Source organism: Algiphilus aromaticivorans DG1253 (assembly GCF_000733765.1).
Taxonomy (GTDB): Bacteria; Pseudomonadota; Gammaproteobacteria; order Nevskiales; family Nevskiaceae; genus Algiphilus; species Algiphilus aromaticivorans.
In genome coordinates, this window is sequence record NZ_JPOG01000001.1 from 2,214,596 (window position 1) to 2,232,350 (window position 17,755).

11 protein-coding genes are annotated in these 17,755 nt (G+C 67.3%); 3 read left to right on the forward strand and 8 right to left on the reverse strand.

The genetic code is table 11. From position 1 onward, the window contains the following. Position 1: 1 nt before the first annotated feature. Positions 2–337: a DUF1820 family protein gene (locus tag U743_RS10340; RefSeq protein ID WP_043767988.1), complete on the reverse strand. Its 336-nt coding sequence runs from the start codon at positions 335–337 to the stop codon at positions 2–4. Between the two features lie 94 nt (positions 338–431). Then, positions 432–1,787, reverse strand: coding sequence for a DEAD/DEAH box helicase (locus U743_RS10345; protein WP_052367901.1), 1,356 nt, complete (start codon positions 1,785–1,787; stop codon positions 432–434). A gap of 248 nt (positions 1,788–2,035) precedes the next feature. On the opposite strand from U743_RS10345, the gene U743_RS10350 reads away from it, so the two are divergent. Continuing rightward, positions 2,036–3,652 carry a BCCT family transporter gene (locus U743_RS10350; RefSeq protein ID WP_052367903.1) on the forward strand — a complete coding sequence of 539 codons (1,617 nt, stop codon included), beginning with the start codon at positions 2,036–2,038 and terminating at the stop codon, positions 3,650–3,652. 96 nt (positions 3,653–3,748) lie between these two features. Here U743_RS10350 and U743_RS10355 read toward each other — a convergent pair whose 3' ends face one another. From U743_RS10355 to U743_RS10370, 4 genes are all read right to left on the reverse strand, one after another. Further along, positions 3,749–5,587 carry an ATP-binding cassette domain-containing protein gene (locus U743_RS10355; RefSeq protein WP_043767990.1) on the reverse strand — a complete coding sequence of 613 codons (1,839 nt, stop codon included), beginning with the start codon at positions 5,585–5,587 and terminating at the stop codon, positions 3,749–3,751. A gap of 147 nt (positions 5,588–5,734) precedes the next feature. Then, positions 5,735–7,576, reverse strand: coding sequence for an ATP-binding cassette domain-containing protein (locus U743_RS10360; RefSeq protein ID WP_043767995.1), 1,842 nt, complete (start codon positions 7,574–7,576; stop codon positions 5,735–5,737). A gap of 81 nt (positions 7,577–7,657) precedes the next feature. Next, positions 7,658–9,376, reverse strand: a complete 1,719-nt coding sequence (locus U743_RS10365) for a SulP family inorganic anion transporter (RefSeq protein WP_198022001.1) — start codon at positions 9,374–9,376, stop codon at positions 7,658–7,660. 19 nt (positions 9,377–9,395) lie between these two features. Continuing rightward, complete coding sequence (locus U743_RS10370; protein WP_043768000.1) at positions 9,396–10,091, reverse strand: MBL fold metallo-hydrolase; 696 nt, start codon at positions 10,089–10,091, stop codon at positions 9,396–9,398. 101 nt (positions 10,092–10,192) lie between these two features. Here U743_RS10370 and U743_RS10375 point away from each other — a divergent pair, with 101 nt between their 5' ends. Further along, entirely contained in the window at positions 10,193–11,437 is a 1,245-nt protein-coding gene (locus tag U743_RS10375) for an NAD(P)/FAD-dependent oxidoreductase (RefSeq protein ID WP_043768003.1), read from the forward strand. Positions 11,438–11,699: 262 nt separating this feature from the next. After that, the gene (locus U743_RS10380; RefSeq protein WP_043768005.1) at positions 11,700–15,164 is read left to right on the forward strand and encodes a PAS domain-containing hybrid sensor histidine kinase/response regulator; all 3,465 of its coding nucleotides are present in this window, start codon (positions 11,700–11,702) and stop codon (positions 15,162–15,164) included. On the opposite strand, the gene U743_RS10385 is transcribed toward U743_RS10380, so the two are convergent. Both U743_RS10385 and acs read right to left on the reverse strand, forming a co-directional pair. Further along, complete coding sequence (locus tag U743_RS10385) at positions 15,097–15,786, reverse strand: response regulator (protein WP_052367906.1); 690 nt, start codon at positions 15,784–15,786, stop codon at positions 15,097–15,099. The genes U743_RS10380 and U743_RS10385 overlap by 68 nt on opposite strands. Beyond that, positions 15,783–17,732, reverse strand: coding sequence for an acetate--CoA ligase (gene acs, locus U743_RS10390; protein ID WP_043768008.1), 1,950 nt, complete (start codon positions 17,730–17,732; stop codon positions 15,783–15,785). The genes U743_RS10385 and acs overlap by 4 nt, the downstream gene beginning before the upstream one ends. Positions 17,733–17,755: the final 23 nt, after the last annotated feature.

A 17,755-nucleotide genomic window follows, 5' to 3' on the forward strand; every position in this document is an offset into this window, starting at 1 on the left:
GCTAGGCGCCGGAGTTGCCGGGGCCGTAGATCGGCAGCGGTGTGACCTTGCCGCCGCTCTCGCCCTGCACGTCCGAGATGCGCGCCTTGCCGCGCCGGTTGACCTGATCAATGCGCACGACCTGGTGCACAGGGACGAAGAAGCGCTCGACACCCTCGAACTCCGCCTGCAGCTTCTCTTCGGCCGGATCGACGAGCACCTGTGAGCGCTCACCGAAGACCAGGTCACCGATCTCGACGAAGCCCATCATCGCTTCGTGAGAGACCTCGCGGGCATAGATGTCGTACAGCTTGTTCTGCTGCACGAAGCTGACGCGGTAGAGGTGCTTCTGCGGCATGGAATCCTGCGGAGCGGGGCCGTGAGCGATCCCGGCATTTTACAACAGCGCGCGCCGCCAACCGGCGGCGCGCCCCTGGCTCAACGTTGCCTGCTCAGCGCTGCTTGCGCTGGGCCTGCGCGCCGGCCGGCTTGCCGCCGCCGCGGCCACGGCGCTTGGCCGCGGCCTTGCGGCCGGCCTCGTTGCCGGCACCGCGACCGCCAGCCGACTGGCCGCCACCGGCCTTGCGCGGCGCGGGCTTGCCGCCCTGCGGCTTGCGGCTGGTGCGGTCGCCCGCCTCGTCGCTGCGCTGGGCCGCGCTCTGTGCGGCGCTGGGCGCGGAGAAGCCGGTGGTATCGAAGGCCGGCAGGCTGCGCCCGATGTGCCGTTCCACACCCTTGAGCAAACCACCCTCCTCATTCGCGACCAGGGCGATGGCGATGCCCGAGGCGCCGGCGCGCGCGGTACGCCCGATGCGGTGGACATAGTCCTCCGACACCTCGGGCAGATCGAAATTGATGACGCAGGGCAGCATCGGCACATCGATGCCACGGCCGGCGACGTCAGTGGCCACCAGCACGCGGGTGCCGCCGTCGCGAAAAGCCTGCAGCAGACGCGTGCGCGCGCCCTGTGTCTTGCCGCCGTGCAGCGCCGCAGCGGGCACGCCGTCCGTGGTCAGCTGGCGGGCGATGCGGTCAGCGCCGTGCTTGGTGCGCGCGAAGACCAGCACGCGGTTCCACTCGGGATGGTTGCCGATCAGCCAGGCCAGCATGGCGCGCTTGTGGGCGCGCGGCAGCCGGATCATGTGCTGATCGATGCCCTCGGCCGTCGACACCTCGGGCGCTACCGACACGCGCGCCGGCTCCTTCAGGAAGCTGTCCGCCAGCGAACGCACGGCCTCCGGGAAGGTGGCCGAGAAGAGTAGCGTCTGGCGGGGGCTCGGCAACAGCTGCAGGATGCGCTTCAGATCGCGGATGAAGCCCATGTCGAGCATGCGGTCGGCTTCGTCGAGCACGACGTGTCGCACACGCGACAGATCCACCGACCGCTGGTTCTGCAGGTCGAGCAGGCGGCCGGGTGTGGCCACCAGCAGATCGACGCCGCGCGACAGCGCCTGCGCCTGCGGGCGGGCGCTGACGCCGCCGAAGACCGCAAGGCTGCGCACATTCAATCCATTGCCCGAAGCCCGTGCCTCGGCCAGGATCTGGCCGGCCAGCTCGCGCGTCGGCGCCAGGATCAGCGCCCGCGGCGTACGCGGCCCCTTTTCGGGCGCCTCGGTGGCCAGTCGGTGCAGCAGCGGCAACAGGAAGGCGGCCGTCTTGCCGGTGCCGGTCTGGGCACTGGCGATGAGGTCGCGACCGGAAAGGACTTCGGGAATCGCCTGAGCCTGGACAGGCGTGGGCGAGGTAAAGCCGGCTTCGGCGCAATTGCGGGCAATCGCGGCGCCGAGACCGAGGGAAGAAAAGGGCATGAAAACGAGCCGGGCGCAGAGGCGCCACCACAGAAGGAGCCGGCACTATACGCGCGCCACGGTCAGGGCGATAGTCCCGGCGGCGTTGAGGCAACGGCCCAACAGCCTTGTTCAACGTCACGCCAAGTACGCTAAGGTGCAACTCGTGGCGCTATGTGCCCGTATACGAGAGGGGGATCGCGTGGCGCGCGCCGGAATCTGCGGCCGACCGCCACCCAATAAAGCCGGACATAGAAGAGGAGAGATCTATGAGTGACGAGACTGCCGAAAAGGTTCCCGACAATCCGGATTTCGACTACGAGATTGGTCAGGACAACATTCAGATATTCGGGCTGGACATCCACAACCCGGTATTCATCGTTTCCGGCGGCCTGATCGTCGCCTTCGTGATCTACGCGCTGGGCTTCAGCGCTCACGCCGAGGCCACCCTCGGCGAGCTACGCCCCTGGATCACCTCGACCTTCGATTGGGTCCTGATGGGCGCGGCCAACATCTTCGTGCTCTTCTGCCTTTTTCTCCTGGTCTCGCCCTGGGGCAAGATCCGGCTGGGCGGTCCCGAAGCCACCCCCGACTACGGGTACGCGGGCTGGTTCGCGATGCTCTTCGCCGCCGGCATGGGCATCGGCCTGATGTTCTTCGGCGTGCTCGAGCCGATGTATCACTTCGAGAATCCGCCGCTGGGCGTCGGCAAGGAGAACGCCGCCGCCGCGGCAGCCGCCGGCATGGCGGCCACGATCTTTCACTGGGGCCTCCACCCCTGGGCGATCTACGCGGTCGTGGCGCTGTCGCTGGCCTTCTTCACCTTCAACCGCGGTATGCCGCTGACCATCCGCTCGGGCTTCCATCCGATCCTCGGAGACCGTGTCTGGGGCTGGCCCGGACACCTCATCGACATTCTCGCTGTCTTCGCCACCATGTTCGGCTTGGCGACCTCGCTGGGCTTCGGCGCCCAGCAGGCAGGCGCGGGTCTGCATTACCTCTTCAACACGCCCGAAGGAATCCCGACGCAGGTGGGACTGGTCATCGGCATTACCTCGGTGGCGTTGATTTCGGTGCTGCGTGGCCTGGACGGCGGCGTCAAGCGTCTGTCCGAGCTCAACATGATGCTGGCGCTGCTGCTGCTGCTCTTCGTCATCGCGGTGGGCGGCGTGGTCGATATCATCACCGGTTTCTTCGGCGCCGCTTATTACTACGCTCGCGACGTCCTCCCGCTGAGCAACCCGGTCGGCCGCGAGGACCTCGACTTCATGCACGGCTGGACGACCTTCTACTGGGCCTGGTGGATTTCCTGGTCACCCTTCGTCGGCATGTTCATCGCCCGCGTCTCGCGCGGCCGCACGGTGCGCGAATTCATCACCTGCGTGCTGGTGATCCCGACCACGGTTTCGGTGCTCTGGATGACGGCCTTCGGCGGCACCGCCGTACGCCAGTATCTGAACACCGGCTACGACGGTGTCATGAAGACGGTCACCGACTACACCCCCGAGCTGTCGCTGTTCGCGATGCTGGAGGCACTGCCCTTCACGGCCGTCACCAGCTTCATCGGTATCGTGCTGGTCATCGTCTTCTTCGTGACCTCTTCGGACTCCGGCTCGCTGGTCATCGACACCATCACCGCCGGTGGCAAGCTCGACGCCCCGGTGGCACAGCGCGTGTTCTGGTGCCTCTTCGAGGGCCTGGTCGCCATCGCGCTGCTGGTCGGCGGCGGTCTCGCCTCGCTGCAGGCCGCAGCGATTACCACGGGTCTGCCCTTCGCAGTCGTTCTGGTGATTCTGACCTTCTGCGTCGCGCTCGGGCTGCGCAAGGAGCTGAGCGATCAGAAGGCCGGCATCGCGCCGACCCAGAAGGATCCGCAGGGCGCCTGATAATCCGCCCGCGGCGCGTCGGCCCCGGCCGGCGCTCTCCAGGCCCCGCGGCAGCACCTGCCGCGGGGCTTTTTCATGGGCGGGAGCCCGTCGGGATCACTGATCCAGCGCTTCCCACCGGGCGTAGGCCGTCTCCAGCTCCGCGGCGATGGCGGCGAGCCGTTTCTGGAGCTCACCCGCGCGCTCCGGGCTATCACGGAAGAGGTTGCCGTCGGCGAGCTGCTCGCCGAGCTCGGCCTGTTCGGCTTCCAGCGTCTCGATCTGCCGCGTCAGGCGCCGGATCTCGCGGCTGTTGTCTTTGCTCGGCTGGCGCGCGGGGCCGCGCTTCTGCACCCGGCTATCCGCATCGTCAGGGGCCTGCCGCGCGCGCTGGCGTTCCCAGTCGCTGTAGCCGCCGACGACATCCTCGACGCGACCGTCGCCGGTGAAGACGAAGCTGCGCGTAGCGACATTGTCGAGAAAGGCGCGGTCGTGGCTGACCAGCAACACCGTGCCCTGGTACTCGATCAGCCGCTCCTCGAGCAGGTCCAGCGTCTCGACGTCGAGGTCGTTGGTGGGCTCGTCGAGCACCAGCATGTTGGAGGCCTTGGCGAAGAGCTGGGCGAGCAGCACGCGGCTGGTCTCGCCGCCGGACAAGGACTTCACCGGGCTGCGCGCCCGATCCGGCGTGAAGAGAAAGTCCTGCAGATAGCCGATGACGTGCTTGCGGCCGCTCGGCAACTCGACGAAATCGCGCCCCTCGCCGATGTTGTCGACGACCGATCGCTGCGGGTCGAGGCTGGCGCGCAGCTGATCGAAATAGGCCGTCTCCAGCTTGGTGCCCAGCCGGATGCGGCCGGACTGCGGCTCCAGCTGACCGAGCAGCAGCTTGAGCAGCGTCGTCTTGCCGACGCCGTTGGGGCCGATCAGGCCAATCTTCTCGCCGCGCAGAATCGTGGCCGTGAAGTCGCGCACCACCGGCTGATCCTCCCAGGCGAAGGCGACATCCTCTGCCTCGACCACCAGCTTGCCAGAGCGCTCGGCCTCGGAGACGCTGATTTTGGCGCTACCCTGGCGCTCGCGCCGCTGCGCGGCCTCGGCACGCATGGCCTGCAGCGCGCGCACGCGGCCTTCGTTGCGCGTGCGCCGGGCCTGGATACCCTTGCGGATCCAGACCTCTTCCTCGGCGAGCTTCTTGTCGAAGCGCGCCCGCTCGGTTTCCTCGGCGGCCAGCGCCTCGGCCTTGCGCGCGAGATAGGTGTCGTAGTCGCCGGGCCAGCTCGTCAGATGGCCGCGATCCAGCTCGACGATGCGCGTCGCCAGGCGGCGCAGGAAGGCGCGATCGTGGGTGATGAAGACCAGCGTGCCGGGCCACTCGATGAGGAAATCCTCCATCCAGCGGATGGCGTCGATATCCAGATGGTTGGTGGGCTCGTCGAGCAGCAGCAGATCAGGCTCGGTGACCAGCGCCTGCGCCAGCGCCACGCGTCGGCGCTGCCCGCCCGAAAGCTGGTCGCAGCGCGCGTCGCCGTCGAGCTGCATGCGCGACAGCACCGTCGCCACGCGCGTGTCCAGTGTCCAACCGTCGGCGGCTTCCAGCGCCGCCTGGGCGCGCGCCAGCGCATCCAGATCGTCCGGTGCCTCGTGAATCAGGCGGTGGTATTCGGCGACGGCACGGCCGGCGGCGCCCAATCCCTCGGCCACCACCGTGTAGACCGGCTTGGGCTCGCGCGCCGGCAGGCTCTGCTCCAGCCGCGCCACGCGCAGGCTGCCCTGATGCCGGATCTCGCCGCTGTCCACGGCCACTTCGCCCGCCAGCACCTTGAGCAGCGTCGACTTGCCGGTGCCGTTGCGGCCGACCAGACAGACGCGCTCGCCGCGCTCGATGGCGAGATCGACGCCGTCGAGAATCGCCGTGGTACCGAAGAACAACTCGAGTTGTTGGGCTTGAAGCATGGAGGGCGTCGTTTCGAAAGAAGGGAACCACAGATTGCGCAGATTCTTTTGCTTTGATGCGCGCTGACTTCGTCAGCACGCCCCACTTAAAAATCCCGAAACCTGCGAAATCTGCGGTTAAAAACAGGTCAGGAGATGGCTCGCGACTCACCCGCTCTCGAGTGCCTCGGCGGCTTCCAGCCAGACGGCCTCGGCCTCGGCGAGGCTGGCGCGCAGCTCGCTGCGCTCGCGTTCGAGGCGGGCGATCTTCTGCTTCTGGCTGCCGTCGTAGAGCGCCGGATCGGCGAGCTGGGTCTCGACCTTCTCCAGCTTTTCGGATTCGCGCTGCATGTCGCGCTCGGCGCGCTTGATGCTGGCGCGCAGCGCGCGCGCGTCCTGGGCGCTGCGCGCGGGCTTGCCGCTGCCGTCGACGTCGCGGCTTTCGGTGGAAAGCAGCCAACGGGCGTAATCGTCGAGATCGCCGTCGAAGGGGCGGCAAGTACCACCCGCAACCAGCCACAGCCGGTCGCAGGTCGTTGCCACCAGATGCCGATCGTGGGTGACCAGCACCATCGCGCCCTCGAAGCTGAGCAGCGCTTCCTCCAGCGCGGCGCGCATATCCATGTCGAGGTGGTTGGTCGGCTCGTCGAGCAGCAGCAGATTCGGCTGCTGGTAGACCAGCATGGCCAGGCCGAGGCGGGCCTTCTCGCCGCCGGACAGCGGCGCGATGGGCTGGAAGACGCGCTCGCCCTGGAAATGGAAGCGCCCCAGCCAGCCGCGCAGCTGCTGATCGCGCGCGGCCGGATCCAGCCGCTGCATGAGCAGCATCGGCGAGGCCTCGGGGTCCAGCGTATCGACCTGGTGCTGGTCGAAATAGCCGACGCGCAGGCCCGGCGCGTGCATGAGCTGGCCGGCGGCTGCCTTCAGGCGGCCGCCCATGAGCTTGACCAGCGTCGACTTGCCGGCACCGTTGCGGCCGAGCAGGCCGATGCGGTCGCCCGGCTCCAGGCCGAGCTTGAGCTCGCGCAGCACCGTGGTGTCGCCGTAGGCCGCGCGCACGCCGTCCATGCGCAGCAGCGGCGACGGCACGCTGTCCGCCTTCGGGAAGGTGAAGCGGAACTCGCTCTCCGCGCGCACCGGCGCCACCTGCTGCATGCGCTCGATGGCCTTGATGCGCGACTGCGCCTGGCGCGCCTTGGTGGCCTGGGCGCGGAAGCGGTCGACGAAGGCCTGCATGTGCGCCAGCTGTGCCTGCTGCTTGGCGTGCTGGGCCGCCTGCTGGGACAGATGCTCGGCGCGCTGGCGCTCGAAGCTGGAGAAATTGCCGTCGTAGAGGCTGACCACGCCGTTGCCGATGTGCAGGGTGTGATCGGTGACGGCGTCCAGGAAATCGCGGTCATGCGATACCACCACCAGCGTGCCCTGGAAATGGCGCAGCCAGTCCTGCACCCAGAGCACGGCGTCCAGGTCGAGATGGTTGGTCGGCTCGTCGAGCAGCATCAGGTCGGCGCGGCGCATCAACGCCTGCGCCAGGTTCAGGCGCATGCGCCAGCCGCCCGAGAAAGCGGATACCGGCTCGGACTGCACGGTCGTGTCGAAGCCCAGCCCGTCGAGCAGACGTGCCGCCCGAGCGCGCGCCGCGTAGCCGCCGATGGCGTGCAGCCGCTCGTGAATGCGGCCGATGGCCTCGCCGTCGCCGGACTCGTTGGCCGACTCCAGTTCGGCTTCCAGCTTGCGCAGCTCGACGTCGCCGTCCAGCGCATAATCCAGCGCCGACTGCGAAAGCGCCGGGGTCTCCTGCGCCACCGTGGCGATGTCGATGCCGCGCTGCAGGCTGAGCTCGCCCTGGTCCGGGCTGATGCGGCCCAGCATCATCTCGAAGAGGCTGGACTTGCCGCAGCCGTTGCGCCCGACCAGCCCGACGCGCCAGCCCGGGTGCAGCGTGAAGCCGGCCTCGGCGAAGAGAAGATGGCTCCCGCGGCGGAGACTGAGTTGGGAGGCGGTGATCATGGGGCGCGCAGTGTACCGGCACACCCGGGGACCGGGGGCTTTGCAGCCTGCCTGTCGGGCTGAAGCCCGAGCCGCAACCGCTCAGCCAGCCCGTGAATCCGAAGCCAGCGCTTCCACGGCCGCCTGAGTGGACAGATACAGGCGCTCGGCACCGATGCTGGCGAGCAGGTCGCTGCGCTCGAGGTGGTCCTGCACCGGTCCCTTGATCTCGGCCAGATGCAGGCGGATACCGAGGCGCTGCAGCTCGTCGTGGAAGGCCGCCAGCATATCCAGACCACTGGCGTCGATGGCGTTGACGCCGGACAGCACGAGCACAACATCCGCCAGCGCGGAATCGTGGCCGGTTACCAGCGCCTGCAGCTCGGCGTAGACACGCGGGCTGGAGGCGAAATACAGGCTCTCGTCAATGCGCACGATGAGCCGCTCCGGCCAGGTATCGACCACATGCCGGTGGATGTTGCGGAAGTGCTCCGTGCCGGGAACGCGCCCGACCACCGCGATGTGCGGCCGGCTGGTGCGGTACAGAAAGACCGCCAGCGCAAAGGCCACACCCAGCACCAACCCGCCCTCGATGCCCAGCGCCAACACGCCGCCGAGGGTCAGCGCTTGCGCCACACCGTCGCCGCGATCGAAACGCCAAGTGTGAGCCAGGCTGCCGAGATCGATCAGCTGCCAGACGGCCACCACAATGATCGCGGCCAGCACGGCATAGGGCAGCGGCGCGAGCAGGCCGCCGAAGAAGAGCGTGATCAGCAGCACCCAACCGGCGGTAACCAGCGCGGCGAGCTGGCTGCGCGCACCTGCGTCGAAATTGACCATCGAGCGCGAAAAGCCACCGGCAGTCGGCATGGCGCCGGAAAGGGCGGCCGCGATATTGGCCCCGCCCAGGCCAATCAGCTCCTGGTTGGCGTCGATGGCCTCGCGCCGGCGCAGCGCCAGCGAACGTGCCACCGATACACTCTCGACGTAGCCGACCAGCGCGATCAGCAGCGCCGAAGGCAGCAGCTGCCACCAGCCCGAGCTGCGGAACATGCCGAGATCAGGGATAGGCAGATCAGCAGAGATCCCACCCACGGTGCGCACGCCCATGGCCTCGGCACCGATCAGTGCCGAGACCAATGTTGCAACGATGACCACCACCAGCGGCACCAGCCGCGACACCATGGCCGCTGCCCCCGCCGCCATGCCTGCCCGCGTCAGCAGGCGCTGCAACGGACTGCGCGCGAGCGCCAGCAGCAACAGACTGACGAGCCCGAAGGCTGCCGTTGCGCCATTGGCTTGCGGCAGCGCGGCGACCAGATGCCGGATCTCGCCAAGAAAGTCGTGACGGCCGCTACCCGGAGCGCCGATCAGGGCGGTAATCTGCGTGCCAACGATGAAGATAGCGGCACCGGTGACGAAGCCCGACAACACCGGATGACTGATGAAGTGCGTCAGCCACCCCAGGCGCAGCGCCGCCATGGCCAGCAGCAGTACGCCGCTCAGCGCCGCCAGCAGGATCGCGCCCTGGATATAGAGCTCGCGATCATCACCTGCCCAGCCGTACAGCGCCGAAGCCACCATCGCCGCGGCAACCGCCACCGGGCCAACGGCCAGCGTACGGCTGCTGCCGAGAAAGGCGTAGACCACCGGCGGCAGGATGCTGGCGTAGAGCCCCATTTCCGGCGGCAACCCGGCGAGCAGCGCGTAGGCCAGCGCCTGCGGCACCAGCAGCACGGCGGTGATGCTGCCGGCGAGCAGATCACCGCCGGCGCGCGCCGGCGTAAGGGCGCGCAGGTCATCAATCAGCGGCGGGCGCACGCGCAGCGATCCGGCCGGCTCAGCCGCGCCCGCAGGCGAGGTTGGCGGGAATGGCAACATCCATTAGTTTCGGATCCGGGAGATGGAGGTTCCTCATTATCTCCACGTACTCGGCCTCGGTCTTGCCGGCCAGTCGCGGGTTGTGCGCCTTCTCCTCCCCGATGCTGGAGGCCGTCCAGCCCTTGTAGTCGTGCGCCGGCCAGAGCAGCGTGTCCTCCGGCAGAAAGAAGAGCTTATTGACGATGGAATCCCAGCTGCGGTGCGGGTCGCCGCCCTGGAAATCCGTGCGGCCGGTGCCGCGGATCAGCAGTACGTCGCCGGTAAATACGCCCTTCGGCTTGTCCGGGTCGAGCAGGAAGCTGAAGGATTCATTGGTGTGCCCCGGCGTATAGATCGCGCGAAGCTTGATGCCGTCGACGTCGACAATGTCGTCCTCCGAGACGTGGGCCGAAACGCATTCGGCCTGCGTGAACTCCCCCATCAGCGTCATGCAGCCGGTGGCCTCGCGCAGATCGCCCAGCGCGGTGACGTGATCGGCGTGCGTATGCGTATCGATGGCGCGCACCAGCTTCAGGTCCAGCTGCTCTATGGCGGTCAGGTACTGATTCGCCTGCTCCTTGACCGGATCGATGATCAGGCCTTCCCGGCCCTTGCCGGAAGCGAGCAGATAGGTGTAGGTGCTGGATGTCGCATCGAAGAACTGACGAAAGAGCATGGGCAGCGCTCCTGCTTGCGTGGATGGCAGAAGTATATATCAATATTGGTATATCGTTATTCTTCTTGCTATAATTAAGCCAGATCATCATGGAGTCCCAAATGCCCGAATCCCACGTCGTCTGCATCATCGGAGGTGGCGCCGCCGGCATGACGGTCGCCTCGAAGCTGCGCAAAGCGCGCCCCGATCTCGATATCGCGCTGATCGAGCCCTCGGACACTCACAGTTATCAGCCGGCCTGGACCCTCGTCGGCGGCGGCGCCTATGACGTCAACGACACGCAAAAGCCGATGGCGAATTTCATCCCGGAGAAGGTGCGCTGGATCCAGCAAGCCGCCACCGACATCGATCCCGAATCGCGCCAGATCACCCTCGCCGACGGCACGCGCATAGAGTACGGCTGGCTGGTGGTGGCCACCGGCATCCAGATCAACTGGGACGCTATCGAAGGCCTCAAGGAGTCACTGGGCAATCATGGCGTGACCAGCAACTACCGTGTCGACACCGCACCCTACACCTGGCGCTGCATTCAGGATTTCAAGGGTGGCCGCGCGCTCTTCACGCAGCCGCAAATGCCCATCAAGTGCGCCGGCGCCCCGCAGAAGGCCATGTACCTGGCCGCCGACAGCTTCCGCCGTCGCGGCATCCAGGCCGACATCCGCTTCTACCCGCCCGGCCCGGCGATGTTCGGCATTCCCTTCTATTCCCAAGCCCTCGACCGCATCGTCGCCGACTACGGCATCACGCCCATGTTCAAGCACGAGCTGATAGCCGTCGACGGCCCCGGCGGCAAGGCCCGCTTCCGCGTAAGCGACGACAAGGGCACGCACGAGGTGGAAGAGGCCTTCGACATGATCCACGTCGTACCGCCGCAGTCGGCGCCAGACTTCCTGCGCGCCACGCCGCTGGTCGATAGCGCCGGCTGGGTCGATGTGGACAGGCACAGCCTGCGCCACACGCGCTACGAACGCGTCTTCGCCCTCGGCGACTGCAGCAACACACCCAACAGCAAGACCGCCGCAGCCGTTCGCGGGCAGGTGCCCATCGCGACGGAGAACCTGCTGGCCGCGATGGAGGATCGCGCACTGGAGGCGCATTACGACGGCTACGCCTCCTGCCCGATCACCACCTCGCGCGGCAAGGTAATGCTCGCGGAATTCGGCTACGACGGCGCCATCATGCCGAGCTTTCCGCTAGACCCGCGCAAGCCGAGGCGCATGAACTGGTGGATCAAGCACCGCTATCTGCCCTGGCTCTACTGGCGCATGCTGAGCGGCGACCTGGGCCCCGACTGGCACCGAGAGCGCGCCCAGCCCGAGGCGCTGCCCGGCGGCATCCGTCCCTGACCCCGGAATAACGGGCCTCCCCAAATAAAAATCGATTATCCCGGAACTCAGCTAGACAACTGTCGTCAGATGCAGTGATAGGCGCTTTGCCCATCACGTGTCTCTCCAGACTCCGGTCACTGTTCCCCCCTGGTGACAGACCGGTTCTCCCCGCCTCGGCGGGGATTTTTTTGCGCGCTCGTCGCCGAATCGGGACGAGCGCTAGACTGGTTACGCGGCCGCGCCCTCGCGCGGCACGGGGAGACACTAGAACGGGGGCTGCGTGTTCACCTCCTTGCAGCTGCTCAGCATTGCGGGCGCCTACGTCGGCGCCCTCTTCGTCATTGCCTGGCTGGCCGACCGGGCGGCGCGACAGCGTCCGCGTCGCGAGCGTCCCTGGACCTATGCCCTGGCGCTGGCCGTCTACTGCACGGCCTGGACCTTCTACGGCGCCGTCGGCCGCGCCGTCGACGACGGCTGGAGCTACCTGCCCATCTACCTCGGGCCGGCGCTGGTCTTCCTGCTCGGCATGCCGCTGCTCAGGCGACTGATCGCGGCGTGCAAGAAGGCGCAGCTGACCTCAGTGGCCGACTTCATCGGTGCCCGCTTTGGCAACGATGCGCGCTTGGCCGCCGGCGCCACCCTCATCGCGCTGCTCGCGGGCCTGCCCTATCTGGCGCTGCAGCTGCGCGGCATTTCGCTGGGTTTCGAAGTACTCGCCGTAGACGAGGGCGTGATGGGCGACGGCCTGCACGGTGTAACACTGATCACGCTGCTGCTGGCCGCCTTCACGATGCTCTTTGGCACGCGCCACATTGCCAGTACCGAGAGTCATCACGGCATGGTGCTGGCCGTGGCAGTGGAGTCCGTGCTCAAGCTGACCGCCTTCCTGGCCGTGGGTGTCGCCGCCGTCTGGAGCCTCGGCGGTATCGCACCAAGCATTGACGCCGCTCGCTCGCTACCGGCCGTGGATCCGATGCAATTCCTGACCGCACCCTTCTGGCTGCAGACGCTTCTGGCCGGCGCCGCAGTGATCGTGCTGCCGCGCCAGTTCCATCTGATGGTGGTGGAGAACACAGGGCCGAGCGAACTTCGACGCGCGCGCTGGGTCTTTCCGCTGTATCTGCTCACCTTCGCGCTCTTCGTGCTGCCCATGGCGGCCGCCGGCATGGCGGCAGTCGGCGGCGGGGGGCCGGACCGCTACGTGCTGGCACTGCCGCAGGCCCTCGATATGTCCTGGCTGGCGCTGCTCGCCTTCCTGGGCGGCTTCTCGGCCGCTACCGGCATGGTCATCGTTTCCTGCGTGGCGCTGGCGACCATGCTCTCCAACGAACTGATCCTGCCCGGCATGCTGCGCGGACGCGGCTATCAGCGCGCCGAGGCCAATCTCGGCGCTCTGCTGCTGCGCGTACGCCGCCTGACCATCGTGGCACTGCTGCTGGCCGCCTGGCTGATCGACCGGCTCATGTTGACGCAGATGCCGCTGGCGCTGATCGGCCTGCTGAGCTTCTCGGCCATCGCCCACCTGGCACCGCCCGTGCTGGCCGGTATCGTCTGGCCGCGCGCTAACCGCAGCGGCGCCGTGGCGGGGCTGATCGGCGGCATGGTGACCTGGCTGGTAACCACGCTGCTACCGGCCACCGTGCCCACCCTGGCGCCCGATACCGGTGCGCAGGACATTCTTATCCAGGGAACGGCATGGAGCCTAGCCGTCCACATCGTGCTGCTGATCGCCGTGTCGCTGACCAGCGCGCCCTCGCTCACCGAGCAGGTGCACACCGCGCGACTGATGGGGCTGCGCGAGCCGGAGACGAACGGCACACGCCCAGGCAGTATCAGCGTCAGCGACCTGACCGTGCTGCTGGAGCGCTTCTTCGGCACCGAGCGCACGCGCGCCTTCATCGCCGACTATGGCGAAGAGCGCGGCACCGCCTGGCGCATGCGCGGCGCCGCCGACGCCGACTTCATCCGCTTCTGCGAGAGCTGCTTGGCGAGCGCCCTGGGTGCTTCATCGGCACGCGTGCTCATCGAGCGCCTACGCCATCCGGGGACCGGCGAGGTCATCGACATCATCGAGCAGACCTCGCAAGCGGTGCGCTTCAATCGCGACCTGCTGCACGCGACCCTCGATCACATGGACCAGGGCGTCGCCGTCGTCGATCGCGACCTGCGGCTGACTGCCTGGAACCATGCTTACGCCGAGCTCTTCGACTACCCCGACGAACTGCTGCGCGAGGGCACACCAGTAGAGAAGCTCGTGCACCACAATGCCCGCAGAGGCCTGCTCGGCGACGAGATCGACGAGGATGAGCCGGTGGCGCGCCGCATGGCGCATCTGGAACGCGGCACCGCCTACCGGCACGAACGCCGCATGCCGGACGGCCGCGTCATCGAGATCACCGGCAACCCGATGCCCGGCGGCGGCTTCGTCAGCACCTTCTCGGATGTCACTGCCTACAAGCGCGCCGAAAGCATGCTGCAGCGGGTCAACGAGGAGCTGGAACAGCGTGTCGCCGAGCGCACCAGCGAGCTGGTCGCCGCCAACGAGGCGCTGCAGCAGGAGAATGCCGCGCGCGCCGAGGCCGAGGCCGACGCCCGCCATGCCCGACGTGAGGCCGAGGCCGCCAACCGCTCGAAGACGCGTTTCCTCGCCGCCACCACGCACGACCTGGCGCAACCGCTGAATGCCGCGCGCCTGTTCAATCATGGTCTGGAGAACGCCACCGACGAGGCAACGTGCGCGGCGGCGACGAACATCGGTCGCTCGCTGGCCGCCATGGAGGCCCTGCTCGAAGGCCTTTCCGACATCTCGCGACTGGATTCTGGCACCCAGAAGACCGATCCCCGGCCATTCCCCGTACAGCGCCTACTCGACGACCTCGCCGCCGAGGCACGTGCCATCGCCACCGATCGCGGCCTGGAGCTGCACACGGTGAGCTGCTCGGCCTGGGTGGCGAGCGACGAAGCGCTGCTGCGCCGAATCATTCAGAACCTGCTGGCCAACGCCCTGCGCTACACCAGCCGCGGACGCGTGCTGATGGGCTGCAGACGCCGCGGGCCGGATCTGCTTATCGAAGTCTGGGACACCGGTCCCGGCATTCCGGCGGACAAGCGCCGCGAGATCTTCGAGGAGTTCCGGCGCCTGCAACCGCGCGAGCCACACGCCGAACGCGGTCTGGGTCTCGGCCTGGCCATCGCCGAGCGCATTGCGCGCCTGCTCGACCACGAGCTGACACTGGACTCGCGCCCCGGCCGGGGCTCGGTGTTTCGGCTACGCATGCCGCGCGCCACCGCCGGCAAGGCCCCCGTAGCGGCCACATCGGGAACCGCCGTGCAGGACTTCGGCGGCGCGAGCGTGCTCTACATCGACAACGACCCCGACACGCTGACCGCCACCGCGGCACTAATCACGCGCTGGGGTTGCCGCGCCATCTGCGCCGCCGACACCGAGCAGGCCCTGCAGGCTTGCCCGCAGCCGCCGCAGGCTGTACTCGTCGATTTCCATCTGGACGAAGGGCATGGCACCGACGTGATGGCAGTACTGCGCGCACATTGGGACGCCAACCCGCCAGCGGTACTCGTCACCGCCGACCACTCCGCAGAGGCCCGTCAGGCCGCAGCCGCTGCCGGTATGCGCTTCCTACCGAAACCGGTCAAGCCGGCGGCACTGCGCGCGCTGCTCAGCCGGATGCTGCCGAAGCGTCGTCGCTCACGCGCGGCGGGTGAATCTGCAGCCGCTCAGCAATGACCGCGGCCTGCGTACGGCTATAGAGTCCCAGCTTGCGCAGGATGGCCGTGACGTGGGCCTTGATGGTCGCCTCGGAAACGTCGAGCTCATAGGCAATCTGCTTGTTGAGCAGACCATCGGCAATCATGATCAGTACGCGAAACTGCTGTGGCGTCAGGCTGGACAACTTCTCTGCCAACTCGGCGTCGCCACCGTCACTATCGGCGTCAATAGCCGGGAACCAGAGATTGCCGTCGCATACGGCAGTGATCGCATCGGCGATGGCATCCAGGCTCGATGACTTCGGGATATAACCAGCCGCGCCGAAATCCACCGCGCGCTGCACGATATCGCCACCCTCGGCCGCAGAGACGACAATCACCGGCATGCTCGGGTAATGGCTGCGCAGGTAGATCAGCGAGGAGAAGCCGTGGGCCCCCGGCATATGCAGATCGAGCAGCGTCAGATCGGCTTCCGAGTGCTGCTCGGTGGCCCGCTCGAGCGAGGCCATGTCCTGCGCCTCGACGACCTCCGCCCCGGCCAGCAGCCGCCCCACCGTTTCGCGCAACGCGGCGCGGAACAGCGGATGGTCATCGGCGATGATGACCGAGGCGGCTGCCGAACGCGGCGCGGCGTGGCTCATGTCTGCCTTGCCTTCGCCTCCGTCACCAGCGTATCGACCACGCCCGGGTCGGCCAGCGTCGAGGTATCGCCCAGGCTGCTGTACTCGCCCTCGGCGATCTTGCGCAGGATCCGGCGCATGATCTTGCCGGAGCGCGTCTTGGGCAGGCCGGGCGCGAAGTGGATGATGTCCGGCGAAGCGATGGCACCGATCTCCTTGCGCACGTGCTGCACCAGCTCCTTCTTCAGCGCCTCGGAAGGCTCGGCGCCCACCACCAGGCTGACGTAGCAGTAGATGCCCTGCCCCTTGAGATCGTGCGGGTAGCCGACGACGGCGGCCTCGGCCACCTGCGAGTGCGCCACCAGCGCCGATTCGATCTCGGCCGTACCCATGCGGTGGCCGGAGATGTTGAGCACATCGTCGACGCGGCCGGTGATCCAGAAATAGCCGTCGGCATCGCGACGCGCGCCGTCACCGCTGAAGTAGCGACCCGGATAGGTGCTGAAGTAGGTCTGGACGAAGCGCTCGTGGTCACCGTAGACCGTGCGCATCTGCCCGGGCCAGGAATCGAGGATGACGAGATTGCCATCGGCCTCGCCTTCGAGGATATGGCCCTCGTTGTCCACCAGTGCCGGCTGGACGCCGAAGAAGGGGGTGGTGGCCGAACCGGGTTTGAGGTCCGTGGCGCCGGGCAGCGGCGCGATCAGGATGCCACCGGTCTCGGTCTGCCACCAGGTATCGATGACCGGGCAGCGGCTGTCGCCGACGACGCGGAAATACCACTCCCAGGCTTCCGGGTTGATAGGCTCGCCCACCGTGCCGAGCACGCGCAACGTATCGCGGCGGTGCTTCTTGACCGGATCCTCGCCTTCGCGCATAAGCGCACGGATGGCGGTCGGCGCCGTGTAGAAGATGTTGACGCCGTGCTTGTCGCAGACCTGCCAGAAGCGCCCCATGTCCGGGTAGTTCGGCACACCCTCGAACATCAGTGTGGTGGCGCCGTTGGCCAGCGGCCCGTAGACGATGTAACTGTGACCGGTGACCCAGCCGACATCGGCCGTGCACCAGTAGATCTCACCGTCGCGATAGTCGAAGCAGTACTCGTGCGTCATGGAAGCGTGCACGAGATAACCGCCCTGGGTATGCAGCACGCCCTTGGGCTTGCCGGTGGATCCGGAGGTGTAAAGGATGAACAAGGGATCTTCAGCGCCCATCTCCTCGGGTGGGCAATCGCTGGAAGCCGCCTCGGTGATGTCCTGATACCAGTGGTCGCGGCCCTCGCTCCAGTCGACATCGCCGCCGGTGCGGCGCACCACGACGGTCTTCTTGACGCTGGCGCCACCGGGGAGCCCCAAGGCGGTATCGACATTGGCCTTGAGCGGAATCTTCTTGCCGCCGCGAACGCCCTCATCGGCCGTGATCACCCACTTCGAGCCGCAGTCCTCGATGCGTCCCGCCAGCGCCTCGGGCGAGAAGCCGCCGAAGACCACCGAGTGCACCGCGCCGATGCGCGCGCAGGCCAGCATGGCCACCGCCGCTTCGGGAATCATCGGCATGTAGATGGTGACGACGTCGCCGCGCGCCACGCCCATGTCGCGCAGTGCGTTGCCCAGGCGGCACACCTTTTCGTGCAGCTCCCGATAGCTGATGCGCGCGTCCTGATCCGGCTCATCACCCTCCCAGATGATCGCGGTCTGGTCGCCGCGCTCGGCCAGGTGCCGGTCCAGACAATTCGCCGCCACATTGAGCGTGCCGTCATAGAACCAGCGGATATGCAGATCCGAAGCGTCAAAATTGACATCCTTGACCTTCGAGAAGGGCTTGATCCAGTCGATGCGCTTGCCGTGCTCGGCCCAGAAGGTCTCGGGATCGCGCACCGAATCGGCGTACATCTTCTCGTAGCCGGCGGCGTCGACTTTGGCGCCCTGGCGCCATTCGGGCTTCACTGGGTGAATATTGCTGCTCATCGGCGGTGGTCTCCTTCGCATGG

What these genes read in the sequence shown, in the direction of transcription:
- U743_RS10340 (WP_043767988.1), bottom strand. Translation starts at nt 337, where the DNA reads ATGCCGCAGAAGCACCTCTACCGCGTCAGCTTCGTGCAGCAGAACAAG.
- U743_RS10345 (WP_052367901.1), bottom strand. Translation starts at nt 1,787, where the DNA reads ATGCCCTTTTCTTCCCTCGGTCTCGGCGCCGCGATTGCCCGCAATTGC.
- U743_RS10350 (WP_052367903.1), top strand. Translation starts at nt 2,036, where the DNA reads ATGAGTGACGAGACTGCCGAAAAGGTTCCCGACAATCCGGATTTCGAC.
- U743_RS10355 (WP_043767990.1), bottom strand. Translation starts at nt 5,587, where the DNA reads ATGCTTCAAGCCCAACAACTCGAGTTGTTCTTCGGTACCACGGCGATT.
- U743_RS10360 (WP_043767995.1), bottom strand. Translation starts at nt 7,576, where the DNA reads ATGATCACCGCCTCCCAACTCAGTCTCCGCCGCGGGAGCCATCTTCTC.
- U743_RS10370 (WP_043768000.1), bottom strand. Translation starts at nt 10,091, where the DNA reads ATGCTCTTTCGTCAGTTCTTCGATGCGACATCCAGCACCTACACCTAT.
- U743_RS10375 (WP_043768003.1), top strand. Translation starts at nt 10,193, where the DNA reads ATGCCCGAATCCCACGTCGTCTGCATCATCGGAGGTGGCGCCGCCGGC.
- U743_RS10385 (WP_052367906.1), bottom strand. Translation starts at nt 15,786, where the DNA reads ATGAGCCACGCCGCGCCGCGTTCGGCAGCCGCCTCGGTCATCATCGCC.
- acs (WP_043768008.1), bottom strand. Translation starts at nt 17,732, where the DNA reads ATGAGCAGCAATATTCACCCAGTGAAGCCCGAATGGCGCCAGGGCGCC.